This is a genomic window from Paenibacillus sp. JNUCC-31, assembly GCF_014844075.1.
GTDB lineage: Bacteria > Bacillota > Bacilli > Paenibacillales > Paenibacillaceae > Paenibacillus.
Window position 1 is genome coordinate 2,896,891 of the sequence record NZ_CP062165.1, and the last position, 21,257, is coordinate 2,918,147.

14 protein-coding genes are annotated in these 21,257 nt (G+C 48.6%); 10 read left to right on the plus strand and 4 right to left on the minus strand.

The annotated features are described in order from the left end of the window. Positions 1-105: 105 nt before the first annotated feature. A complete protein-coding gene (gene uxaC, locus JNUCC31_RS12505) occupies positions 106-1,548 on the minus strand; it encodes a glucuronate isomerase (protein ID WP_192271535.1) in 1,443 nt (480 codons plus the stop codon). A gap of 205 nt (positions 1,549-1,753) precedes the next feature. Between uxaC and JNUCC31_RS12510 the strand changes: the two genes are divergently transcribed. Further along, positions 1,754-2,500, plus strand: a complete 747-nt coding sequence (locus JNUCC31_RS12510) for an MBL fold metallo-hydrolase (protein WP_192271538.1) — start codon at positions 1,754-1,756, stop codon at positions 2,498-2,500. 126 nt (positions 2,501-2,626) lie between these two features. On the opposite strand, the gene JNUCC31_RS12515 is transcribed toward JNUCC31_RS12510, so the two are convergent. From JNUCC31_RS12515 to JNUCC31_RS33280, 3 genes are all read right to left on the minus strand, one after another. After that, on the minus strand, positions 2,627-4,099 hold the full coding sequence (locus tag JNUCC31_RS12515) for an alpha-amylase (RefSeq protein ID WP_192271540.1): 1,473 nt from the start codon (positions 4,097-4,099) through the stop codon (positions 2,627-2,629). Between the two features lie 192 nt (positions 4,100-4,291). After that, on the minus strand, positions 4,292-6,613 hold the full coding sequence (locus JNUCC31_RS12520; RefSeq protein ID WP_192271542.1) for a helicase C-terminal domain-containing protein: 2,322 nt from the start codon (positions 6,611-6,613) through the stop codon (positions 4,292-4,294). A 36-nt stretch (positions 6,614-6,649) separates the two neighbouring features. Next, complete coding sequence (locus JNUCC31_RS33280; RefSeq protein ID WP_228469632.1) at positions 6,650-6,796, minus strand: hypothetical protein; 147 nt, start codon at positions 6,794-6,796, stop codon at positions 6,650-6,652. Between the two features lie 285 nt (positions 6,797-7,081). On the opposite strand from JNUCC31_RS33280, the gene JNUCC31_RS12525 reads away from it, so the two are divergent. The 9 genes from JNUCC31_RS12525 to JNUCC31_RS12565 all read left to right on the plus strand — a co-directional run bounded on the left by JNUCC31_RS12525 (position 7,082) and on the right by JNUCC31_RS12565 (position 21,231). Next, entirely contained in the window at positions 7,082-8,989 is a 1,908-nt protein-coding gene (locus JNUCC31_RS12525; RefSeq protein WP_488656257.1) for an LTA synthase family protein, read from the plus strand. 278 nt (positions 8,990-9,267) lie between these two features. Then, a complete protein-coding gene (locus JNUCC31_RS12530; RefSeq protein WP_192271544.1) occupies positions 9,268-10,974 on the plus strand; it encodes an amylo-alpha-1,6-glucosidase in 1,707 nt (568 codons plus the stop codon). Between the two features lie 193 nt (positions 10,975-11,167). Then, the gene (locus tag JNUCC31_RS12535) at positions 11,168-12,916 is read left to right on the plus strand and encodes a sensor histidine kinase (RefSeq protein WP_192271546.1); all 1,749 of its coding nucleotides are present in this window, start codon (positions 11,168-11,170) and stop codon (positions 12,914-12,916) included. Further along, positions 12,894-14,078, plus strand: coding sequence for a response regulator transcription factor (locus JNUCC31_RS12540; protein ID WP_192271548.1), 1,185 nt, complete (start codon positions 12,894-12,896; stop codon positions 14,076-14,078). The genes JNUCC31_RS12535 and JNUCC31_RS12540 overlap by 23 nt, the downstream gene beginning before the upstream one ends. Positions 14,079-14,207: 129 nt before the next feature. Continuing rightward, positions 14,208-15,470, plus strand: coding sequence for an ABC transporter substrate-binding protein (locus tag JNUCC31_RS12545; RefSeq protein ID WP_192271550.1), 1,263 nt, complete (start codon positions 14,208-14,210; stop codon positions 15,468-15,470). Positions 15,471-15,494: 24 nt separating this feature from the next. Next, positions 15,495-16,481 carry a carbohydrate ABC transporter permease gene (locus JNUCC31_RS12550; RefSeq protein WP_192271553.1) on the plus strand — a complete coding sequence of 329 codons (987 nt, stop codon included), beginning with the start codon at positions 15,495-15,497 and terminating at the stop codon, positions 16,479-16,481. After that, complete coding sequence (locus tag JNUCC31_RS12555; protein WP_062321381.1) at positions 16,481-17,293, plus strand: carbohydrate ABC transporter permease; 813 nt, start codon at positions 16,481-16,483, stop codon at positions 17,291-17,293. The genes JNUCC31_RS12550 and JNUCC31_RS12555 overlap by 1 nt, the downstream gene beginning before the upstream one ends. A gap of 31 nt (positions 17,294-17,324) precedes the next feature. Continuing rightward, complete coding sequence (gene ebgA / locus JNUCC31_RS12560) at positions 17,325-20,456, plus strand: beta-galactosidase subunit alpha (protein ID WP_192271555.1); 3,132 nt, start codon at positions 17,325-17,327, stop codon at positions 20,454-20,456. Further along, on the plus strand, positions 20,449-21,231 hold the full coding sequence (locus tag JNUCC31_RS12565) for an SDR family NAD(P)-dependent oxidoreductase (RefSeq protein ID WP_192271557.1): 783 nt from the start codon (positions 20,449-20,451) through the stop codon (positions 21,229-21,231). The genes ebgA and JNUCC31_RS12565 overlap by 8 nt, the downstream gene beginning before the upstream one ends. Positions 21,232-21,257: the final 26 nt, after the last annotated feature.

Below are 21,257 nucleotides of genomic sequence, written 5' to 3' on the forward strand. Positions count from 1 at the left end.
CAAGTCATCAGGTTGATCTTTAAGCCTGACGACTTGAAGGGAGCATTTGGTTTACTCGAAAGAGACAGGTGATCTGAATCGAGGAAACATTTAAATTTTACCGGATCAGGATTGCGAAGCAGAGACCGTCTTCAGTGTGGATGCAAAAGGGAAATACGCCTTCGCATTGTTGTAGGCGATGCCTTGAACGATCTGTCCAAGCATTTCCATATCATGCGGTACCTCACCCTGTTCGGCCCATTCACCGATGAGATTGCAGACCAGGCGGCGGAAATACTCATGTCTTGTGTACGAGAGGAAACTGCGGGAATCGGTCAGCATGCCGACAAAACGGCTGATCAGACCAACATTCGCCAGCGCCTTCATTTGAGCGAGCATGCCGTCCTTTGTATCGTTGAACCACCAGGCTGCACCCAACTGGATTTTGCCTGGAATACCGCCGCCCTGGAAGCTGCCGATAATCGCAGCGAGCACTTCATTATCCCGAGGATTCAGGGAATACAGTATCGTTTTGGGCAACGCCTGCTCCTGCTCCAATGCGTCCAGCAGTCCAATCACCGCAGAAGAAAGCGGCGTATCATTTACGGAATCATAACCGGTATCCGGACCAAGCTGTGCGAACATCCGGCTGTTATTGTTGCGGGCAGCATTAATATGGAACTGCATCACCCAGCCGCGATCTGCGTACAGTTTGCCGAGGAAAGTCAATGTTACCGTCTTGTACTTGTCCTCTTCCTCACGGCTAACCTTCTGCCCTGCGAGAGCCTTGGCAAATATAGCTCCTGCTTCCTCCCGTGTAGCCACACCGAAAGGTACATAATCCAGTGCATGATCCGATACTCTGCCACCTACGGAATGGAAGAACTCCACCCGGGATTCTAGGGCAGCAAGGAATGAGTCATAATCAGAAATCGCCGTTCCGGCTGCCTGGGACAGCTTGCCTACCCATTCCGAGAAAGTATCGCGGTTCAATTCCAGCCCTTTATCCGGACGGAATGAAGGCAGCACAGCGGTATTGAATCCTTCCATCTCCTGAATCTTCAGGTGATATTCCAGGGAATCACATGGATCATCGGTTGTGCATACCACGGTGACATTGGATTTGGTAATCAGATCACGCGCACCGAAACCTTCACTGTTCAGTTTGGCATTTACCTTTTCCCAGATGGCCGGGGCACTCGTCTCATTCAATACTTCATAGACACCGAAATAACGCTGCAATTCCAGATGAGACCATGCATACAGCGGATTACCAATCATCATCGGCACGGTTTTGGCATAAGCGAGGAAACGATCGTAATCAGTTACGCCTTCTCCACCCGTAATATACCGCTCCTCAATTCCGTTTGCGCGCATGAGCCGCCACTTGTAGTGATCACCGTATAACCAGGCCTCCGTAATATTGCTAAAGGCTTTATTCTCGTAGATCTCCTGTGGACTGAGGTGGCAGTGATAGTCCATAATCGGCATGTCCTTTGCATAGTCCTCATATAACTTGATCGCCGTTTCATTGTGCAACAGAAATTGTTCATCCAGAAAAGACTTCATTCGCCTCACACGCTCCCTTTAGGTGAGTTTACGTTCATATGGGTTCACTTCCCAATCTTTACGCTACACTGTTTGCCCACAAAGTTCAATATAAAATGATAGCGTTATCAAAAAAGGTTGCTTTAGGCATATTTCCTGGAACAAGGTATACTGAATTTAATCGCACTGATACTGATCTGAAGATTGATAGAAGGAGATGGAATGGATGAAAATAACATTTCTTGGTACAGGAGACATGTTCAGCGTGGAGCAATACCACAACAGTATGCTGGCCGAATTCGGCGACACCCATCTGGTTATTGATTTTCCTGAATCCAATGCAAAAGCATTAAAGGAATATGGCTTTTCTATGACGGAAATCCACAATGTGTTTATTACCCATCTGCATGAAGATCATATTAACGGAGTACAGATGCTCGGATATTATTCACAGATTGTGGGCAATCGTAAGCCACGTCTTTTTATCCACGAAGAGTTGATTGATCCGTTATGGAATATTTTATCTCCAGGCATGCGCTATACCACAGATGGGGAGCGCACGATGAGCGACTATTACGATATCGTACCTTTACCGGATGGAGGCACATTTGAACTGGGGGGCGTGACGTTTGAAACTTTTCGAACACAGCATGTGCCGGGCATGGTCAGCAATGGCCTTCTTGCAAAACCCTACTTCTACTATAGTGCGGACAGCACACTGGATCAGGAACGGGTGGAACAGAATGCCGCTGACGTGCAGCTCATTTTCCATGAATGTCATATGCATGATCTGGTGATCAAATCCCATACTTCATTGAAGGATCTGCAGCAGCTGCCTGCCGAAGTGAGACAGAAAACCGTGCTGATGCACTATCACGATGAATACGCGGATGCTGACAAACGGACACAGTTCAACCAAGAGCATGATCTGCAAATGGTGGGCACGCTGGAATCGTTTGAACTGGATGTGTAAGTAAGTCAGTTAATTTAACGAAATATGGGGAACCGTTCCTAAAAACGAAGTTAACCCAAAGAGGGTATCTTCGAAGCCTGATTCCATGGCAACGAGACACCCTCTTTGCTTACTGTTATATCTAAATTATTCTCCCTGCTCACCCTGATCCGGGAGAGCCCATACGGAGACGCCCCCGCCACATACATGGAAGGTGGCCCAGCCGTCTTTCCCAATGGTAATGCTATCCTCACAGCTATGCGTCAGATCGGTCCAGACTTCGCCAGCACGGTGCTCGCCAACAAACATTCGTTTCTCGCCATCTTCTCCGTTCGAGATCACAACCGCACAGCCAGAGCCTTCGATTTCCTCCACGCCGCGGCGCACCCAGCCAATGGTATTCGGATGATCGAAGTAGTCCTCCTGCTCCCCGTATGCCTTATGACAGCGAGTTGACAATAGAATGTCCAGAATCTCCTTTTTGCCATCTACAGGCTCGGGTCCACCTATACCGTAATAATCTCCATAAAAGACAACAGGATATCCGTCACGGCGCAGCAGCGTCAGTGCATACGCACTGGGCTTGAACCAGTCCGCAACCCAGGATTCCAGTGCTTCATGCGGCTGGGAGTCATGGTTGTCGACGAATGTTACGGCATGGGTAGGATGGGTCTGTACCAGCGTATCCTCGAAAATTTTCGAAAGGTCAAAATTTCTGCCCGCCAGCGAGGCCTCATGCAGCTTGTAATGCAAGGACACATCAAACAGATCAATCTGATAGTCTACGGTGTCCAAAAATTCACGACACGCATCCAGGTTGGAGTTCCAGAACTCACCTACGATGTAGAAATCCTGACCGCGTTTGCGGATCATCTCAGCTGCGAATTCCTTGATGAATTCGTGGTTGATATGCTTGATCGCATCCAGTCGGAAACCGCTGCATTGCAGCGTATCGATGAGCCATTTTCCCCATTGCAGCATTTCCTTTCGGACATCCGGGTGATTGTAATCAATATTGGCGAACATCAGGTAATCATAGTTGCCGAACTCATCGTCGACATTCTGATTCCAGTTCTTGTTCTCTCCTGCAATGCGGAACACACCGCTTCGTTCTTCTTTGGCATCAAAGTCGGTGCCGTTGAAATGTTCGGCGTTCCATTTGAAAGAGGAGTATTGATCCCCGCGACCCGGAAATGTGAATTTGGTCCAGCCCTCAATCTCGAACGGTTTGGAGATTTCCTTCAACCGATCATTGGGATCGACCTCAATCACCTTGAAGACTTCGGTCTCATCCGCACCTGCCTTATGATTCATTACCAGATCCACATAGACGGAAATGCCATTCTTCTGGCACTCGGCAATTGCCTCGACCAGTTCCTGTTTGGTGCCATATTTAGTGCGCACGCTGCCCTTCTGGTCAAATTCGCCCAGATCGTACAGGTCATATACGCCGTAACCAGTATCCTCAGCAGATATGGCTTTCGTCACCGGAGGCACCCACACGGAGTCGATACCTTTGGCTTTCAGCTCTGGCGCCATTTCGGCCAATCGCTTCCAGTGGTTTCCGTCTGCGGCCAGGTGCCATTCAAAAAACTGCATCATCGTATGATTTCTCTTCATTCCCAACCGACCTCCTTGATTGCTTTCGAAGCGGACCACGGTACGGATGTATATCGTCCTTGTTCGTTCGTATGCTATCCAAGTAATACCCTTTTCGGCCTATCCTTCAATCATACTGAGAAAGAAAACTGAAAAAACCTGCTATCGTTCTTTACATGACAGAATGTGTAGTTCAATTCCATATCATTATCATTATTGGGGCAAAATTCGTGTGTAGTCCTGCCATTCTTCGGGCAGCAATGAACGATACGGTTCCTGGGTGAATCGATCGTCAACCAGCACCAGCACACCTCTGTCCTCTTCCGTACGTATCAGCCTGCCACCTGCCTGCAATACCTTGTTCATGCCGGGGAATACATAAGCATAATTAAATCCATTGCGCCCTGTCCGACTATAATAATCACGGAGTACGTTGTTCTCCAGACCAATCTGGGGAAGTCCCGCCCCAACCACCACAACACCGTTCAGACGATCACCCGGCAGATCCACACCTTCCGAAAATACACCGCCCATAACGGCAAATACCAATCGTGTTCGTTCCGGATGTGGCTGGAACGCGTCCAGAAACGCCTCCCGTTCCTCTTCACTCATGCCCTGCTCCTGCATCACGACTTCTGCCTCGCCAGGCTGTTCCATATACGTCCCGTGTACTTCGCGCATATACGGATAAGAAGGGAAAAAGACGAGCAGGTTGCTATGGGGCCACTCGGCAACCAACTGGCGCAGCATATTGGCAATGGGCTGCCTCGAAGCTTCACGATCCCGATAGCGAATCGATAATGGCAGCAATCTCACATCAAGCTGTTCCCGCTGGAACGGCGAAGGGATACGTAAGGTATAATCCTCTTCCTCCGCACCTAGCATATCCCGGTAATAGCCGAGTGGTGACAATGTCGCAGAGAAATGAATCGTGGAACGGAATCCTTTGGCCGTCTGGCGCAGCAGCACGGATGGATCAAGGCAGAACAGCTTCACTCGTACTTCACTTCGCACACATTCTGCATAGGTAATGAAGCGTTCATCGTACAGCTTGGCAATGCGCAAGAAATTCTGTGCGGTGAAATAAGCATCCAGCAGCAATTCATCCGTCTCGGCATTACCCGAACCCCCTTCTACAAGGCATTGCTCTGCAACCATGACAAAAGGCTCCAGCAGTTCAATCAGTTCCTCGGGTGCTTCCTGCTGCAATATTTTTCCTTCATCTCCACCGTTCTTGCGAAGCGTGATCAGGTATTTGTCGATGGCACCCGTACGATCAGCGATGGCTTTGGCGGCGGGCACACGGTTGCCCAGCGGTTGGAACTCCCTTTTGACATCCAGAAAGACCGCCTTCTCCAGCTCAGCCGAAAACATCATTCGGCCCCGATCAACCAGATTATGTGCCTCATCGACCAGTAAAACCGTCTTGCGTTTCTGCTCCTCCAGCATGCGTTTGAGAGAGATACGCGGGTCGAAAATATAGTTATAATCGCAGATCACTGCATCCGCTGCATACGCAGCATCCAGTGAAAATTCAAATGGACATACCCGATGCTTGCGTGCGTACTGTTCAATAACCGGGCGTGTCATTAACGTCTCATGTTCCAGCATATCCAGCACGGCCCCATTAATACGGTCATAATACCCTTCACACATGCCACATTGTCCCGTATCACAGGCTTCTTCTTCCTTAAAACAGATCTTGTCCTTCGCGGTCAGACTGACCACATGCATCTTCAATCCTTCCGCCTGCATCCGGGCAAAAGCCTCTTCTGCCGCAACACGCGTCGTCGTTCTTGCGGTCAGATAGAACAATCGCTTGGCTTCCCCTTCACCAATGGCCTTGACCGTGGGAAACAGTACGGACATCGTTTTGCCAATACCCGTTGGCGCCTTCGCCATCAGTCCCTGCCCCTCACGAATCGTCTTGTATACCGCTCCTGCCAGCTTGCGCTGTCCCTCTCTATATTTGCGAAAAGGAAAGGGCAGCTCTCGAACGCTTCTATCTCGCTTCTCTTCATAGGCCACGATCATCTCTGCATATGGCGCATAGCCAGCCAACAGCTCTGCCGCAAACTGTTCAAGCTCCTGCCGTTCCAGCATCCGACGAAACCGTCTTTCTTCATTACTCACGGTGTGCACGTATGTAAGCTGTACCTGCATACGGGGTTCATCATGCTGAACAGCATACATATAGGCATACATCATAGCCTGCGCCCAGTGTACAGGGGCCCCATCGCCCAGATCGTCCAGGTTTCCCGCAGTTGATTTGATCTCATCCACCGTCAGCTGGCCATCCAGACGAATCAACCCGTCGCATCGGCCCTCCACCACGTAGGTTAAGTCGCCATGTTGCAGCTCCACTTCGAGAACCACTTCTTTTAGATCCTCTTCTGTGTAATCTTTCTGCACCCGCTGGTGTATTCGGGTTCCCTCCTGCATCGATGCATTCGTACGAAACCCTGGACGTATGCTGCCGCTGCGGTACACATATTCCACCAAAGGCCTGACTGATATTCGAATTGCGGTTGTCATGCGATCACCCGTTCTGATTGTAGTCTTTATACTTTATCACGAAAAGTAGTGCTCAAACCAGCCAATCAGCAGATTGGACTCCCCCCACCGCAACCGCAGCACGAGTGAGGGGCTGACAGCACAGAAGCCTGCCATGTTCCCAAGACCGTCTTTCATCACCGCATTCACTATTGAATAATCCAAAGGGAAACTTTGGCTTTTAATTGGGTATATAATTTACAGGATATCATGCTGCACGTTGGGCAAGCATCATTAAACTTTCAATTAACAGCCCTTTCCGCCTCTTCTTCCATTGGAAGGGGTTGTTTGCATATTCGAGATTATGAATGGCCCCATGCTCTGCTCTCTGTTCTTAGTATTCCTAAACAGGCGAGCCGGTTATGAAGTTGGGTACTTTTTGACACAACATGCCATGAGATAGCATAATACTTGTTAAATGAAACTTCGGAAAGGAAGGAAGGCGGTAACTTGTCACGCAATTCACTCACCCGGTTTCTAAGCGGACCGTTTATAGTGTTCACCGTTATTATGATGATCAAAAGCTCTCTGGCCTGGATTGTAATCTTCGATGACATCCCCGTCTGGAAACCGCTTCTGACAGAGTTGCCGCTGATCTGGATTTGCTTCTGTCTGATTGAATGGTTCGCAGCGAAACGCCGGATGTGGCTTTACCTCGGGCTAGATCTGATTCTGTCGGGTATCTTCTTCGCAGCCATTATGTACTACAAATATTATGGTGTCATTGTCAATTATCACGCCCTCGCACAGGTGAATCAGGTAACCTCGGTCAAGAGCAGCATGTTCTCTTTGCTCGATCCGTATTATTTGTTTATTTTTGCGGATATTCTGGTTATTGCAGGGATACTCATTCGTCGCCGGATCAAGCTCGGCGTGACCGAACGTTTGGGCAGAATGCCGCTGGAACGACGCGCCAGAAGACGGATTGCCTCGGTCATCCTGATGCTGTCCATGGTGCTCTGCATGCTCAACATATACCCTAACCGGGCGAGCATGAGCGAGATTACACAAGCGGAGCAGATGGGAATTCTCGGTTATGAAGCGTATACCATTCTGGCTGACCGCCCTGATAAGCCCGTACCCATCGATAAGATCGATCAGGACCATATCGACGAGATTAAACAAACGACAGCATTGCCTGCTGTTGTAGAGCAAGGCGCAGCCAAAGGACGTAACGTCATTGTCCTCCAGCTCGAATCATTCCAGAACTTCCTGATCGGATTGCAGGTGGATGGACAGGAGGTTACACCCCATCTGAATCAATTGGCTGCACAGAGCCTGTACTTCCCCAACTTTTATCAGCAAGTGGGACAGGGCAATACGTCGGACGCCGAATTTGTGGTGAATACATCGTTCTACACGCCACCCAACGGGGCCGCAGCTACCGTCTATGCCAATAAGGAGCTCCCAAGTCTGCCCAGATTGATGTCAGCGAACGGCTACCAGACAGCCACTTTCCATACGAATGATGTGCACTTCTGGAATCGAGATCAGTTGTACAGGGCGCTTGGATTCGACCATTATTATGACATTAATTATTTTGGAACTGAAGATTCCATCGCCTTCTCGGCATCGGATGAAGTGTTGTACAGCAAGACACTGGATAAACTGGAGGCCATGCAGGATTCAGGATCACCCTTCTACGCACAAATTATTTCCATGTCTGCACACCATCCTTACCATTTACCAGAAGATAAGAAGAGTCTGACGTTGCCGGAGCGGTATGTTAATACGTTGCCAGGGGATTATCTTGTATCCCAGCATTATGCCGATCAGGCTGTGGGGCAGTTTATCGAGGGACTTAAGGAACGCGGACTATGGGAAAATAGCCTGCTGGTCGTTTACGGGGACCATCTGGGTCTGCCGATTTACTCGCTGGATCGGACTGACGAGAAGTTGATGCAGGAAATCTACGGTCGGGAATACACGTCCGCAGACATGATCAATATTCCACTCATCGTCACCGCTCCTGGCATCACCCCGGCAGCTAAGCTGGAACAGATCGGAGGACAGGTGGATATTCTGCCAACGATCGCCGGGTTGACCGGTGCCTCTCTCCAGAACCAACTGCATTTTGGGCAGGATTTGCTGCGTGAGGGAAATAATCTGCTGCCAGAGCGCTATTATCTGCCCTCCGGTTCCGTATTGAACGATGCTTCACTGTTCGTTCCTGCGACGGGATATGGAGATGGAACCCATTACTCTCTTGCGAATGCGGGAAGACAGGATGTAATTTCAGCAGAGCAATCAACTTCTTCTGGCTATATTACGAAGGAAGAGTATGAACGGGCATTGGATCTCCTTCATTTATCCAATAGTTATCTAACTCAGTTGCCTAATCGAAATGCAGTAAAATGATCCAACATGCAAAATGAACCCATCTTTCACTTTTAATTCATGATAAAAAAGACAAGAGTCCGTGAGAAGGTCCGATAACGACCTGATTCATGGGCTCTTTCTATTCCCTCTATATCTAACACTTTCTCCCCAATTCTCTAACAAAAAGACACCTATAACCACCCGATTCATCCATTACCAACAAATTCCCCTCTTTAGCGAAGACACCTGGACGTTCCTGTTCCTTGAGCAGCGGTTTACAATTAGAGCGTATTATTCCTTGTTGAAGGAGGACGATCATGAAATTTGACCTGAACATTGTACCCTTCAGCCGCAGAGAGTCGTTCCTTGCAGTCTCTCTTCTGCCTGAAAGCAAGAATAGACAGCAGGGCCTCTATCTTCGAACTGTACGGGGTGGGGATGATAAATTTGGCGAAGCGTTCCGTATTGAACTGCTGGATCAGCAGAATCAGACGATTCCATTCACGGCAGAAGCTTCTCCAGAAACTGTCCGGCTGAATTCATCAGAGCCCGCAATCTTTGCTGAAATCTGTATTTCGGATAGCCGCACGGTCCGCTTCCGCTCGAAAGGGTGCGGGATCAGGTTGACCTTTATCCCGTCAACTTATGATTATGCATATGAGGTAAATAAGAACAGCTGGGAAGTGAACAGCTTCACCCATGAATGCCGATTCATGCTGACTGGACTTGTAGGCGACATGAAGCTGGAAGTGCCGTGGGATAAAATCAAGAGCTCACGCGTAATCGCGGAGTTCAGTATGGATATGGACACGAATACAGCTGAGTTTGCCGTTGAGGAGTTCCGCACAGTATGGGAGCCTCGGCCAAAATGGGCGTCCTTTGATGATGACGTAGAAGCGGTTCAGACTGAGTTTAACCGGTGGCTTGACAGTAGTCTTGCGATCCCTGATCGCTGGCAGGATGCGCGGGAGCTGGCGGCTTACATTACTTGGTCCTGTCTGGTTCCCGCGGAGGGATGTCTGACGCGTCCTGCCATGTACATGTCGAAGAACTGGATGACAAATATATGGAGCTGGGACCACTGTTTCAATGCGATGGCGCTTGTTCGTCATGATCCAAAACTTGCATGGGACCAGTTCATGATCTTTTTTGATCGACAAGATGAAAGTGGCTTGATTCCTGACTTTGTGAACGATAAATATGAACTGTGGAACTGCAACAAACCTCCTATTCACGGATGGACACTAGCTTGGATGATGCAACGTACGGATGCTATCCGCGAGTCGCAGCTTCGTGAAGTGTACGGTCCATTGTCCAAGTGGACGAAATGGTGGTTCCGGTATCGTGATGATGATGGTGATGGGATCCCCCAGTATAACCACGGTAATGATTCCGGCTGGGATAACAGCACAGCATTTAATAATGGAATACCTGTAGAAAGCCCGGATTTAGCTGCCTTTCTGATTATCCAGACAGAGCTTCTTGCTGAAATTGCAGGGTTGCTTGGGCTTACGAAGGAATCTTCGGAATGGAGAAAGCTGGCGGATGATACGCTGGAGAAGATGATCAGCCACTTCTGGAAAGATGATAGATTTATCTCCTTACGTTCAGGTACACATGAACCTTCAGCTGGAGACAGTCTGCTGTTATTCATTCCGATTCTACTGGGCAAACGCCTGCCTGAACCGATCAGAGATCTTCTTCTGGAAGGGCTCAGGGAGGAGAATCGCTTTCTGACGGAAAATGGTTGGGCGACCGAGAGCATAAGCAGCCCTTACTATATACCAGACGGGTATTGGCGCGGACCGATCTGGGCACCATCGACCATGCTTCTCGTGGAAGGCGCAGCCGCAGCTGGTGACCTGGAACTGGCTCGGGAAGTATCCCGCCGCTTCTGCAATATGCTCAGCCGAAGTGGTATGGCAGAGAATTTCGACGCGCTGACTGGTGAAGGCCTACGTGACAGGGCGTTCACATGGACATCGAGTGTGTTCCTGGTTCTGGGGCATGAGTACACAACCTAAAACGAATAATGCACCTCCCCGTAAAGCTGTTTTAAACGGCTTACGGAGAGGTGCTTTTCCCGTTTCCCCGAGAAATTTTATTTGCACACAACAATTTGAAAGCGTTACCATGAAATGATTGGATTCTTCTATAGGCTATCTGTCCATGCTAGAATGCAGGTAGATGTAGTTATAGCGAGAGGGGAAATCGTTTATGAACGTCCAATGGATCAGGCAGCTTAATAAACGCATTTTCTCTGGTTCCTATCGCAGTATACGGACCAAGCTGCTTTTCTGTTTTCTCATCGTCACTCTGATTCCTCTGCTCTCGCTTGGTGCGTTGTCATACTACCAATCTGCCAAAATTATCAATTCCCAGTTTGGCAAATATGGTGAAAATGCTGTAGCGCAGTTGGAGCAACAAACAAGTTCATCTTTAAGCCGAATGAAACAAATGAGTGAAACGATCTACTCGTATTTGCTTGACCCCGCCCATGCAGATTTAAGAAATCAGGCACCTGTAAGCTATAGTGAAATCATTGAGAAGAATGACTTTGAAGCCCTACTCAAATCGCTGCGGACGGATCTAACCGCTGGAATCTATATCATTACTCCCTCTGGTTATTATTATGGAGAGAACAATTTGAATGTTGATAAGCTGAAAAATATTCCAGAATGGAAGACAAAACCCGCTTCTTATAAAGGAATATACTGGCTCGGCTTTTATATGCAAAATCACGCAATGAGCAGCTCAGGTGATTCGAATCTTCCCGTCCTTGGACTCGCTGTTCCGATTCATAACTCCAACGGGACGCAAAACGGAAGTACCATACTCATAGAGGAGAATGCGCAGGAACTGATCCATATGTTCAAACTATTTGAAACAGATACGAAGTCGCATCTGACCATTAAAGCTTCGGACGGAAGGATTGTGTATGAGAGCGCCTCCACTTTTACGAAGAAGGACAGTGATATTACATGGATTCGGACCCTTGCCGTGAACCAGTGGACCATAGAAGCAAGATTGCCTGCCAAAGCCTTCTACCTATCCTCGGGCATTATTCGGTCGAATACGATTGTCGTGGCCGTTATTTCATGTCTGCTTGCTTTTGGACTCGCTTATCTGTTTTCATCAAGATTTACAGCGCGTATTCGCACGCTAAAGGATTCGATGAAGAAGGTCAGCTTCGGTAAGCTGGATACACGGATGCCGATCGAAGGTAAAGATGAGCTAGGTAGCCTTGATATGAGTTTTAACCGGATGGTAAGCGGTGTCCAATCGCTCGTACAAGAAGTGGAACAGAGCGAACGACTCAAGAAGGAAGCGGAACTGAAGGCTTTCCATTATCAGATTAACCCCCACCTGCTGTTCAATACGTTGAACTCCATTCAGTGGAAGGCCCGTCTGGAAGGGGCTGATGATATCCGTCAGATGTTATATCACTTAACGATGGTGTTAGAAGGAAATCTGGATATATCGCAGGAACTGATCACGTTGGGCAGAGAGCTACGCATGATAGAGCATTTTCTGAAAATTCAGGAGATCAGGTACGGAAATGTGTTCAGCTATGAGCTGAATTGTGAGGACTCACTAAAACAGTATCTGATCCCACGTATGACTCTGCAGCCACTGTTTGAAAATATATTTTTCCATGGCTTCACGGATGGGATAGGTGTAATTAAGCTGGATATCACCGTAGTAGAAAGGAATGAGCTTCTGCTGATTCTCAGGGATAATGGAGCGGGTATGACGGAAGAGAAACGGGAGCGTCTGCTTCTTCCAGATCCGAAACGTCGTGGGCGCGGAGGATTAGGCGTACAGAATGCAGACCAGAAATTCAAACTGCACTTCGGCTCACAGTACGGGCTTACGGTACATTCGACTAAGGGTGAAGGTACAGCGATTGTCATTCATTGGCCCAAAGAGGAGGAGCACCCGGATGGATACAGCAAAGAGAATTAAGGTACTGATTGCAGATGATGAAAGTATTGTACGGAAAGGTCTACGTTCGACCGTACCTTGGGAGAAATTTGGAATGGAAGTTGTAGCTGACGCGCCCAATGGACAAAAAGCCTGGGAAGCCTTTCTGGAGCATAGGCCTGAAATTGTCATTACAGATATTGTAATGCCAGAGATGGATGGCATTGAGCTGTCTCGCAAGATAAAAGAGATGGCGGCGAAGACCAAAATAATTCTGCTCAGTTGCCACCGGGATTTTGAATACGCGCAGCAGGGAATTCAACTTGGGGCATCCGGATATCTTTTGAAAACCGCTTTTGAGGACGAAGAACTTGAAGACATGTTAAAGAAGTTCCAGCAGGAACTGTCTGTCTTCGCCCCAGCCTCTCCAAAAGACGAAGAACGAATGGAAACATTGCTCTTTGCATGGCTGAACGGGCATAGCTGTAAATTTCCAGAGGAGCTGGAGAAGCTGCATAGCGATCAATGGCATTGTAATGGTCAGCCGCTGTTGATATATCTGATTCGAACGGCAGAATGCGGAGCAATGTGGACCGAGCTACTACAAGATGCTGGGAAGAATGAATGCAGCATGCGCGAGGGTACGATCATTCCTTATGGAGAAGAATACTGCTATTGGATCGTTCCTGATACGCTGCGAGAGTCAGCAGACAGCCTTCTGGTAGAGAGTAAGAGCAAATGCAGTCAGTTGAAGTGGACTCGTAAAGAATCCTTGCTCCACAGCGATGATCTGAAGCAGGCGTTCCAGAACCTTCATAAAGAAGCTGAGCTAGAGAAGCTGTATGGGATATCCGTAAATCATTGGCCAGATCCGATCTGGAAAGCCGTGAATCTACTGTATGCTAATCCCGCAGCTGACTGGTCAGCCAGCGAACTGGCGGAAGAGGTTGGGCTCAGCCGCAGTCATTTCTCCATTCTGTTTAAGAAGGCTGTCGGTGATAGTTTCATTGCCTTCCAATATAAACGGAAACTGCGCCTTGCTTATGGTTTACTGCGGGATACACATCTAACCATGCAGGAAATTGCGGAACGGACAGGACTTGGGGACAGCAAATATTTTAGCAAATGGTTCAAACGCTGTACGGGTCAGACACCGAGTCATTACCGTGCCCAACAAAAAGACGACAGCTCTCGAACAGATTGACACCTGCTTCAATAATTCGAACAAAATCACAACAACATTCGAATAGATACACGTTTTGAACCGCTTTCATTCGCGTTACGATGAAAGCGGTTCAATTATTATAAACCTCACTGACAGGGAGCTGACAATATGAAAAAAAGAATTTCACACATTGTCCTTGCAACGACGCTGATGGTATCCATACTGTCTGCATGCAGCGGTAACGCTGGAACAGCCAATCCGGAGAACGGCGGTTCGGATCAGACGAAGACGCTTCGTTTTGCAACCTGGGATACGGGAGACGCGCTCAAAATTGAGCAGGATATCGCCAAGAAGTTTGAAGCAGAACATCCCGGTACAAAGGTGCAGGTTGAGGCCTATGCGGACGGATTTGACCAGAAGCTTGCCGCAGGCTTTGGAGCAGGTAACCCGCCAGACGTCATGTACATGTGGGACTTCCCTACCTACCACCAATCTCTTGAACCACTGGATAGCTTCGCAGAGAAGGATAAAGACCTGAAGATAGATGATTTTTACAAAGGATTGTTCAACTATGGAAAAATTGACGATAAGCTATACGGCATTCCGGCCGGTTTCACGACACGTGTCGTCTATTATAACAAAAAGCTCTTTGACGCTGCCGGTGTCCCTTATCCCAAAGACGGATGGGAATGGAGCGAATTCCAGGATATCGCTAAGAAACTAACGGATTCATCCAAGAAGCAGTACGGCTTTGGTGCCCGCGCCGAGAATGATACGTATGACTTGCAGGGCTTTGTCTGGAGTAATGGCGGCTCCTTTATTTCCCCGGATGGTAAAACCATCGAAGGCTACATGAACAGTAAAGAAACCGCTGAAGCGATCCAAATGTTTGGTGATATGGTGAAGGACGGCACCGCCGTGCTTACAGGTGGTAAAGGCCAGCAAAGCGGTGATGATATTTTTAAAGGCGGTAAGATCGCCATGTGGGAAAGCGGAATCTGGCCGCTCGAATCATTCAAACAAGCGGGAGTCGATGTAGGTACGGTCGAAATTCCAGCTTTCCCAGGCAAACCGGTTAAAGGTGTACTGGCCGAATCCGCCCTGTCTATTGCCAAAGACTCCAAGCACAAAGAGCTGGCATGGGAATTCGTTAAATTTTATGTCTCCAATGAATCGATCAAAATGCGCGTTGCTGACCTGCCAGTACGACAAAGTGTTGTAAACGAACTCAAGAAGGATCAGGACCCACTCTACAAGCCTTATTACACCATGCTTGAGCGTTCGGACAATACACCTGCATTTCTACTCAATCCGAAGTGGAATGAAGTGAACCGACAGCTGTCGGCTGCGGTGGAAGCAGTCATGCACGGCAGCAATGCCCAAGAAGCATTGAATCAGGCGGTTAAGGACAGCGAGCGATATTTGAAATAACACTTGTAGAAAGAAGGTTAGGAGATGGCTCAGACCTACCTGCAGAATACATCGGAACCGATAGCTACCCTTAAGGCCTTGAAAAAACGCAAATGGGGTGGGCTTGCGCCCTACCTCTTTATCTTCCCATGGATATTTGGATTTGTTGTTTTCACTTTAGGTCCCCTGCTGTTCTCGCTGGTCATTTCATTTTTTGATTGGCCCATCGTCGGAAAGGTAACTTTTATCGGGCTAGACAACTACGTAGAGATGTTTTCGAATGATCCACTTTTTTGGAAATCTCTATTTGTAACACTGAAATTTGCAGCCCTCTTCGTCCCGCTCAATATTATAGTCGCACTCGGACTTGCCATGCTGCTAAACCAAAGGGTTAGAGGAAGCGCCATTTTCCGTACGGCATTTTATCTCCCCTCTGTCATCTCAGGTGTGGCGCTTGCTATGATCTGGTCCTGGGTATACAGCGGAGACTATGGAATTCTGAACTATTTCTTGTCCGTCCTTGGCATCCAGGGGCCTGATTGGCTGAATGATACGAACTGGTCGCTTGTTGCGATGGTCGTTGCCAGCCTCTGGGGACAAGGATCCATGATGCTTATTTTCCTGGCTGGACTTAAAGGCATTCCCAAGGACCTGTACGAATCCGCTTCAATCGACGGAGCAGGTAGAATCCGAAAGTTCTTGAGTGTAACCATTCCGATGATTACACCAACCATTCTGTTCAACCTCATCACATCGATTATTGCAGCATTCCAGCAGTTAACTCTTGCCCTGCTACTCACGGGAGGCGGGCCAATGAAATCAACCTATTTCTATGCGATGTATATGTATGAGAACGCTTTCAAATATTTTAAAATGGGTTACTCTGCCGCAAACGCCTGGTTTATGTTTCTGATTGTGCTTACCTTGACGTTTCTGGTATTCAAATCTTCGGAAGCCTGGGTGTTCTATGAAGGTGAAATGAAAAAGAATCCGCAGAAGAAGCTTAAAGCCAGTAAAAGGGGGCGGGCCTGATGAAAAAAGTATTTGCTTACGTGTTGCTGATTGTTTTCTCACTGCTGTTCATCGCCCCACTCTTCTGGGCGGTGACCACGGCACTGAAATCACCGCAGGAGCTTTATCTGTTTCCTCCCAAATGGATTCCGTCCGACTGGAAATTCAGTAACTTCGCAGAGGCATGGAATATCCAGCCCTTTAATTTATTTTTAAAAAACACACTGCTCGTTACGGTTTTATCCACCATAGGTCAGCTGATATCCTGTACGCTCGTTGCTTACGGCTTCGCCAGATTTCAGTTTAAAGGCCGTGATTTCCTGTTTCTTGTCGTTCTGGCGACCATGATGATCCCGTGGGAAGTAACCATGATTCCGCAGTATATGGAATTCAACTATTTGGGATGGATCAACACACTCAAACCGCTGATTATTCCGTCGTGGTTTGGCTCTGCCTATTATATCTTTTTGTTACGGCAGTTCATTATGACCCTGCCCCGTGAGCTGGATGAAGCAGCGACGATTGACGGCGCCAGTAAAATGACGGTTCTGCTCCGAATCATTGTGCCGCTAATGGGACCTTCGCTGATCCTGGTTTCCGTATTCCAGTTCATGAGTTGTTGGAATGATTATCTGGGACCGCTCATTTTCCTGAATGATCAGACAAAATATACGTTGACGCTTGGCCTATCTCAATTTAAGGGCATGTACGGTGTTGATATGCAGTCCATCATGGCCATCACCTGCTTAATTTCGATTCCGCCGCTTGCGATTTTCTTCTTCGCCCAGCGTTACATTGTCGGCGGAATTGCCACGACAGGTATTAAAGGATAGGACACACCGATAGAGGAAGGGAATGACGATCATGACTGTTATGAACATTGGGCGCGACTGGGATAACCTCAGCGTGCTGGAGAGAAACCGCGCGAAGAGTCGCTCCTATTTTATTCCTCACTCCAATAAAGAAGATGCTCTGAGCTATGACAGAGGAAGCTCTCCGTGGTTCAAATCGTTGAACGGCATTTGGAAATTTCAATTCGCTGAGGGGCCTGAGCTGGCCCCCCCGGATTTTCATCAAAATGAATACGACACCTCGGGTTGGGATGATATCCCTGTCCCTGGCCATTGGCAGTTGCAAGGCTACGGAAATCCGCATTACACGGACCTGTACTACCCATTTCCTGTCGATCCTCCTCATGTACCTAATGATAATCCAACGGGTAGCTACGTAAGGGAATTCACGCTGCCAGACCATTGGGACGGAAGAGTTGTTTCACTTAAGTTTGACGGTGTAGATAGCGCATTTCATGTATGGCTGAATGGTTCGTTTGTCGGGTACAGTCAAGGCAGTCGCCTGACATCGGAATTTGATCTGACCCCTTACCTGCAGGCGGGAGTTAACCGATTGGCAGTCCGGGTTTACCAGTGGTCTGACGGTAGTTATTTGGAGGATCAGGATATGTGGTGGATGAGTGGCATTTTCCGGGATGTCTATCTGGTTTCCGAGCCTTCAGCGTTACGCATTACAGATTACCGAATCGTAACAGAGCTAGATACAGAGTTTACGAATGCGGTACTGTCGGTCCGATTAGACCTGAATGGAGAAGAAGTTCAGGGCAAAATACAGTTGCAACTGCTGAATAAAATTGGAGCGCAGATCCTGTCTGCTGAGAAAAATGTAAATCATCCTTCAAGTGTTGAGTTCAACCTGCCTGTGGCGAAGCCTTCCTTATGGAATGCCGAATCTCCTTATTTATATCATCTGATCATTTCATTGGTTGACTCGAAGAATCAAGTTATAGAAACGATTGCCCAACGAGTCGGGTTCCGCCGTGTGGAGGTCAGGGATGGACAGTTCTTGGTTAATGGCGTAGCGATTCTTCTCAAAGGCGTGAACCGACATGACCATCATCCAGATACAGGACGAACCGTTACGGTATCCACCATGCGCGAAGATATCCTAATGATGAAGCAGCACAATATCAATGCGGTGCGGACGGCACATTATCCGAACGACCCGCGGTTCTATGATCTATGTGATGAGTATGGGTTATACGTTATGGAGGAGACGGACCTGGAAACGCACGGCTTTGAGCCGCTGGGCAATATTTCACGTCTTAGCGACGACCCGGCTTGGAAGGATGCCTATGTGGACCGTATCCGACGTATGGTGGAACGCGACAAGAATCACCCTTCCGTAATTTTCTGGTCGCTTGGCAATGAATCGGGCTTCGGCTGCAATTTCCGTGCGATGTCTGAGTGGTGCAAAGCCAATGATTCCACACGACTTATTCATTATGAAGAGGACCGTGAAGCGGAAGTATGTGATGTGGTGAGCACGATGTATTCTTCCGTGGAGAAGATGGAAGGTTTCGGCCAGCTAACGGATCATCCGAAGCCACATATTCTATGCGAATTTGCTCATGCAATGGGCAATGGACCCGGAGGGTTACGGGCGTATTTTGACACATTTGATACTTATCGGCGCCTTCAAGGCGGCTTTGTGTGGGAATGGATCGATCATGGACTTAGCAAAAAATTAATCGATGGCAAGGTTGACTATGCTTACGGCGGCGATTACGGTGATGTACCGAATAACAGTAATTTTGTTATTGACGGGCTGGTTCGTCCAGACCGTACCCCCTCTCCGGGACTCATTGAATATAAGAAAATCATCGAACCCGTCAGGGTCACAATGATAGATGCAGGAAAGATTCGCGTAACAAACCGTTATGATTTCGTGACACTGGATCATCTACAGGTCCACTACAGTGTCACGGCTGATGGACGAACCGTTAACAGTGGTGTACTCGTACTTCCGCAGATTAGTCCGGGTGATAGCGCGGACGTATTGATTCCAAATTTGGATTTGACAGATCAACAGTCGATTCATTTTGAGCCGGGTACAGAGATGTGGCTGAATGTCGGATTTACGCTGGCAGCAGACTGCGCTTGGGCGGAGCAAGGGCATGAGGTAGCTTGGGCACAGTTTGCACTGCCGAGTCATTCAAGCTCAGCCACATCTTCCATATCGCAGATGTCTGTAGAGCAGAAATTGTCAGTTACCGAAGAAGGACGCGAGCTAGTCATTGCGAATGACAGTTTCCGTATTTCATTTGACCGTCTACGTGCAGGGTTTACGTCCCTTCGCCTGAACGGAAAGGAGCTCATTCAACATGGACCCCGACTCAATTTCTGGCGCGCACCGATTGATAACGACATGTATGTGCTCCCAGATTGGCGCAAGGCACACCTCGATCGACTGACAGAGCGGATAGACAATTTTCGGTGGGAGCAGCTGGACGAAACGTCAGTACGTGTTATCTGGACTTCTCGCATAGCACCACCCGTCCACGATTGGGGCTTCCGATGTGAAACGTCCTATACGGTAACTGCAAGTGGACTAATCATGATGGATGTGAAGGGAATGCCAGAGGGAACACCACCTGCTATGCTCCCGAAAATCGGTCTTCAGATGGAAGTGCCCGGTGATATGGACCATGTGAAATGGTATGGGCGCGGGCCGGGTGAGAGCTATTCGGATAGCCGGGAGGCCGGACGTTTCAGCGTATACCAGAACAGTGTAGATGGATTGTTCACATCGTATATCTACCCTCAAGAGAACGGAAATCGGACAGATGTAAGGTGGATGTCGATAGTCGATGGAGCAGGAATCGGTCTGCTGGCGGCAGGAGCGCCAACGCTAGATTTCAGCGCTAGACGTTACACAGATGGTGATCTGGAGAAGGCCCAGCATATGAGTGATTTGGCACCTCGAGATTTCATCACACTGAATCTGGATTACCGACAGAATGGGCTGGGAAGTAACAGCTGTGGCCCAGCACAGTCCCCTGAAAATACAGTTAAGCCAGAAGCGTTCCGGTTCCGCATCTTGCTCCAGGCTTATATGGCAGAGGATAGCTCTCCTGAACGGCTGAGCCGCCGAATGAGTACAGAAGCGAAGCAATATGAAATGGAGGAAGATCAACATGCTTAATACACATGACGTTTTGAATTTATCTGGCAAGGTAGCCGTCGTTACTGGCGGAGCATCAGGCATTGGGCTGGCCACCGCTGAGCTTCTGGCGAGCTTCGGGGCACATGTTGCCTTGATTGATATCAATGAAGCTGCGGGTAACGAGGCCGTCGCCAGTATCCGTGAACGGGGCGGTCAGGCCAGCTTTTACTGCTGCAACGTGACCTCTGCCGCAGACTGCGAACGCACAGCCTCAGAGATTGAATCAGCTCTTGGAGGGATTCACATCCTGTTCAATAACGCCGGGGTCATCCGCCGCAAAACGGTTACCGAGTTGGATGAAAGAGACTGGGATCTTGTACTGGACGTCTCACTCAAAGGTGTCTTCCTCCTCTCTAAATATGTAATTCCCATTATGGAGCAAGGCGGCGGCGGTAGCATCATTAATACAGGTTCAGGTTGGGGACTGAAAGGTGGTGACCGCGCAGCAGCTTATTGCGCAGCAAAGGCTGGCGTTGTCAATCTGACTCGTGCCATGGCTATCGACCATGGAGCGGCAAACATTCGAGTCAACTGTGTATCACCAGGGGATACGGATACACCGCTCTTGCGTGACGAAGCGAAGCAGCTACAACAAGATGAGTCAGCATTTCTGGTTGCCTCTGCAGGAGGCAGACCGTTGGAGCGTCTAGGTACACCGCATGATATCGCGAATGCTGTATTGTTCCTGGCGAGTGACTTGTCCTCATGGGTAACGGGCAGTGTGCTGGTCGTTGACGGAGGCGGAATTGCTTAGGGCGGATAAGAAAGATCATTTTCCCA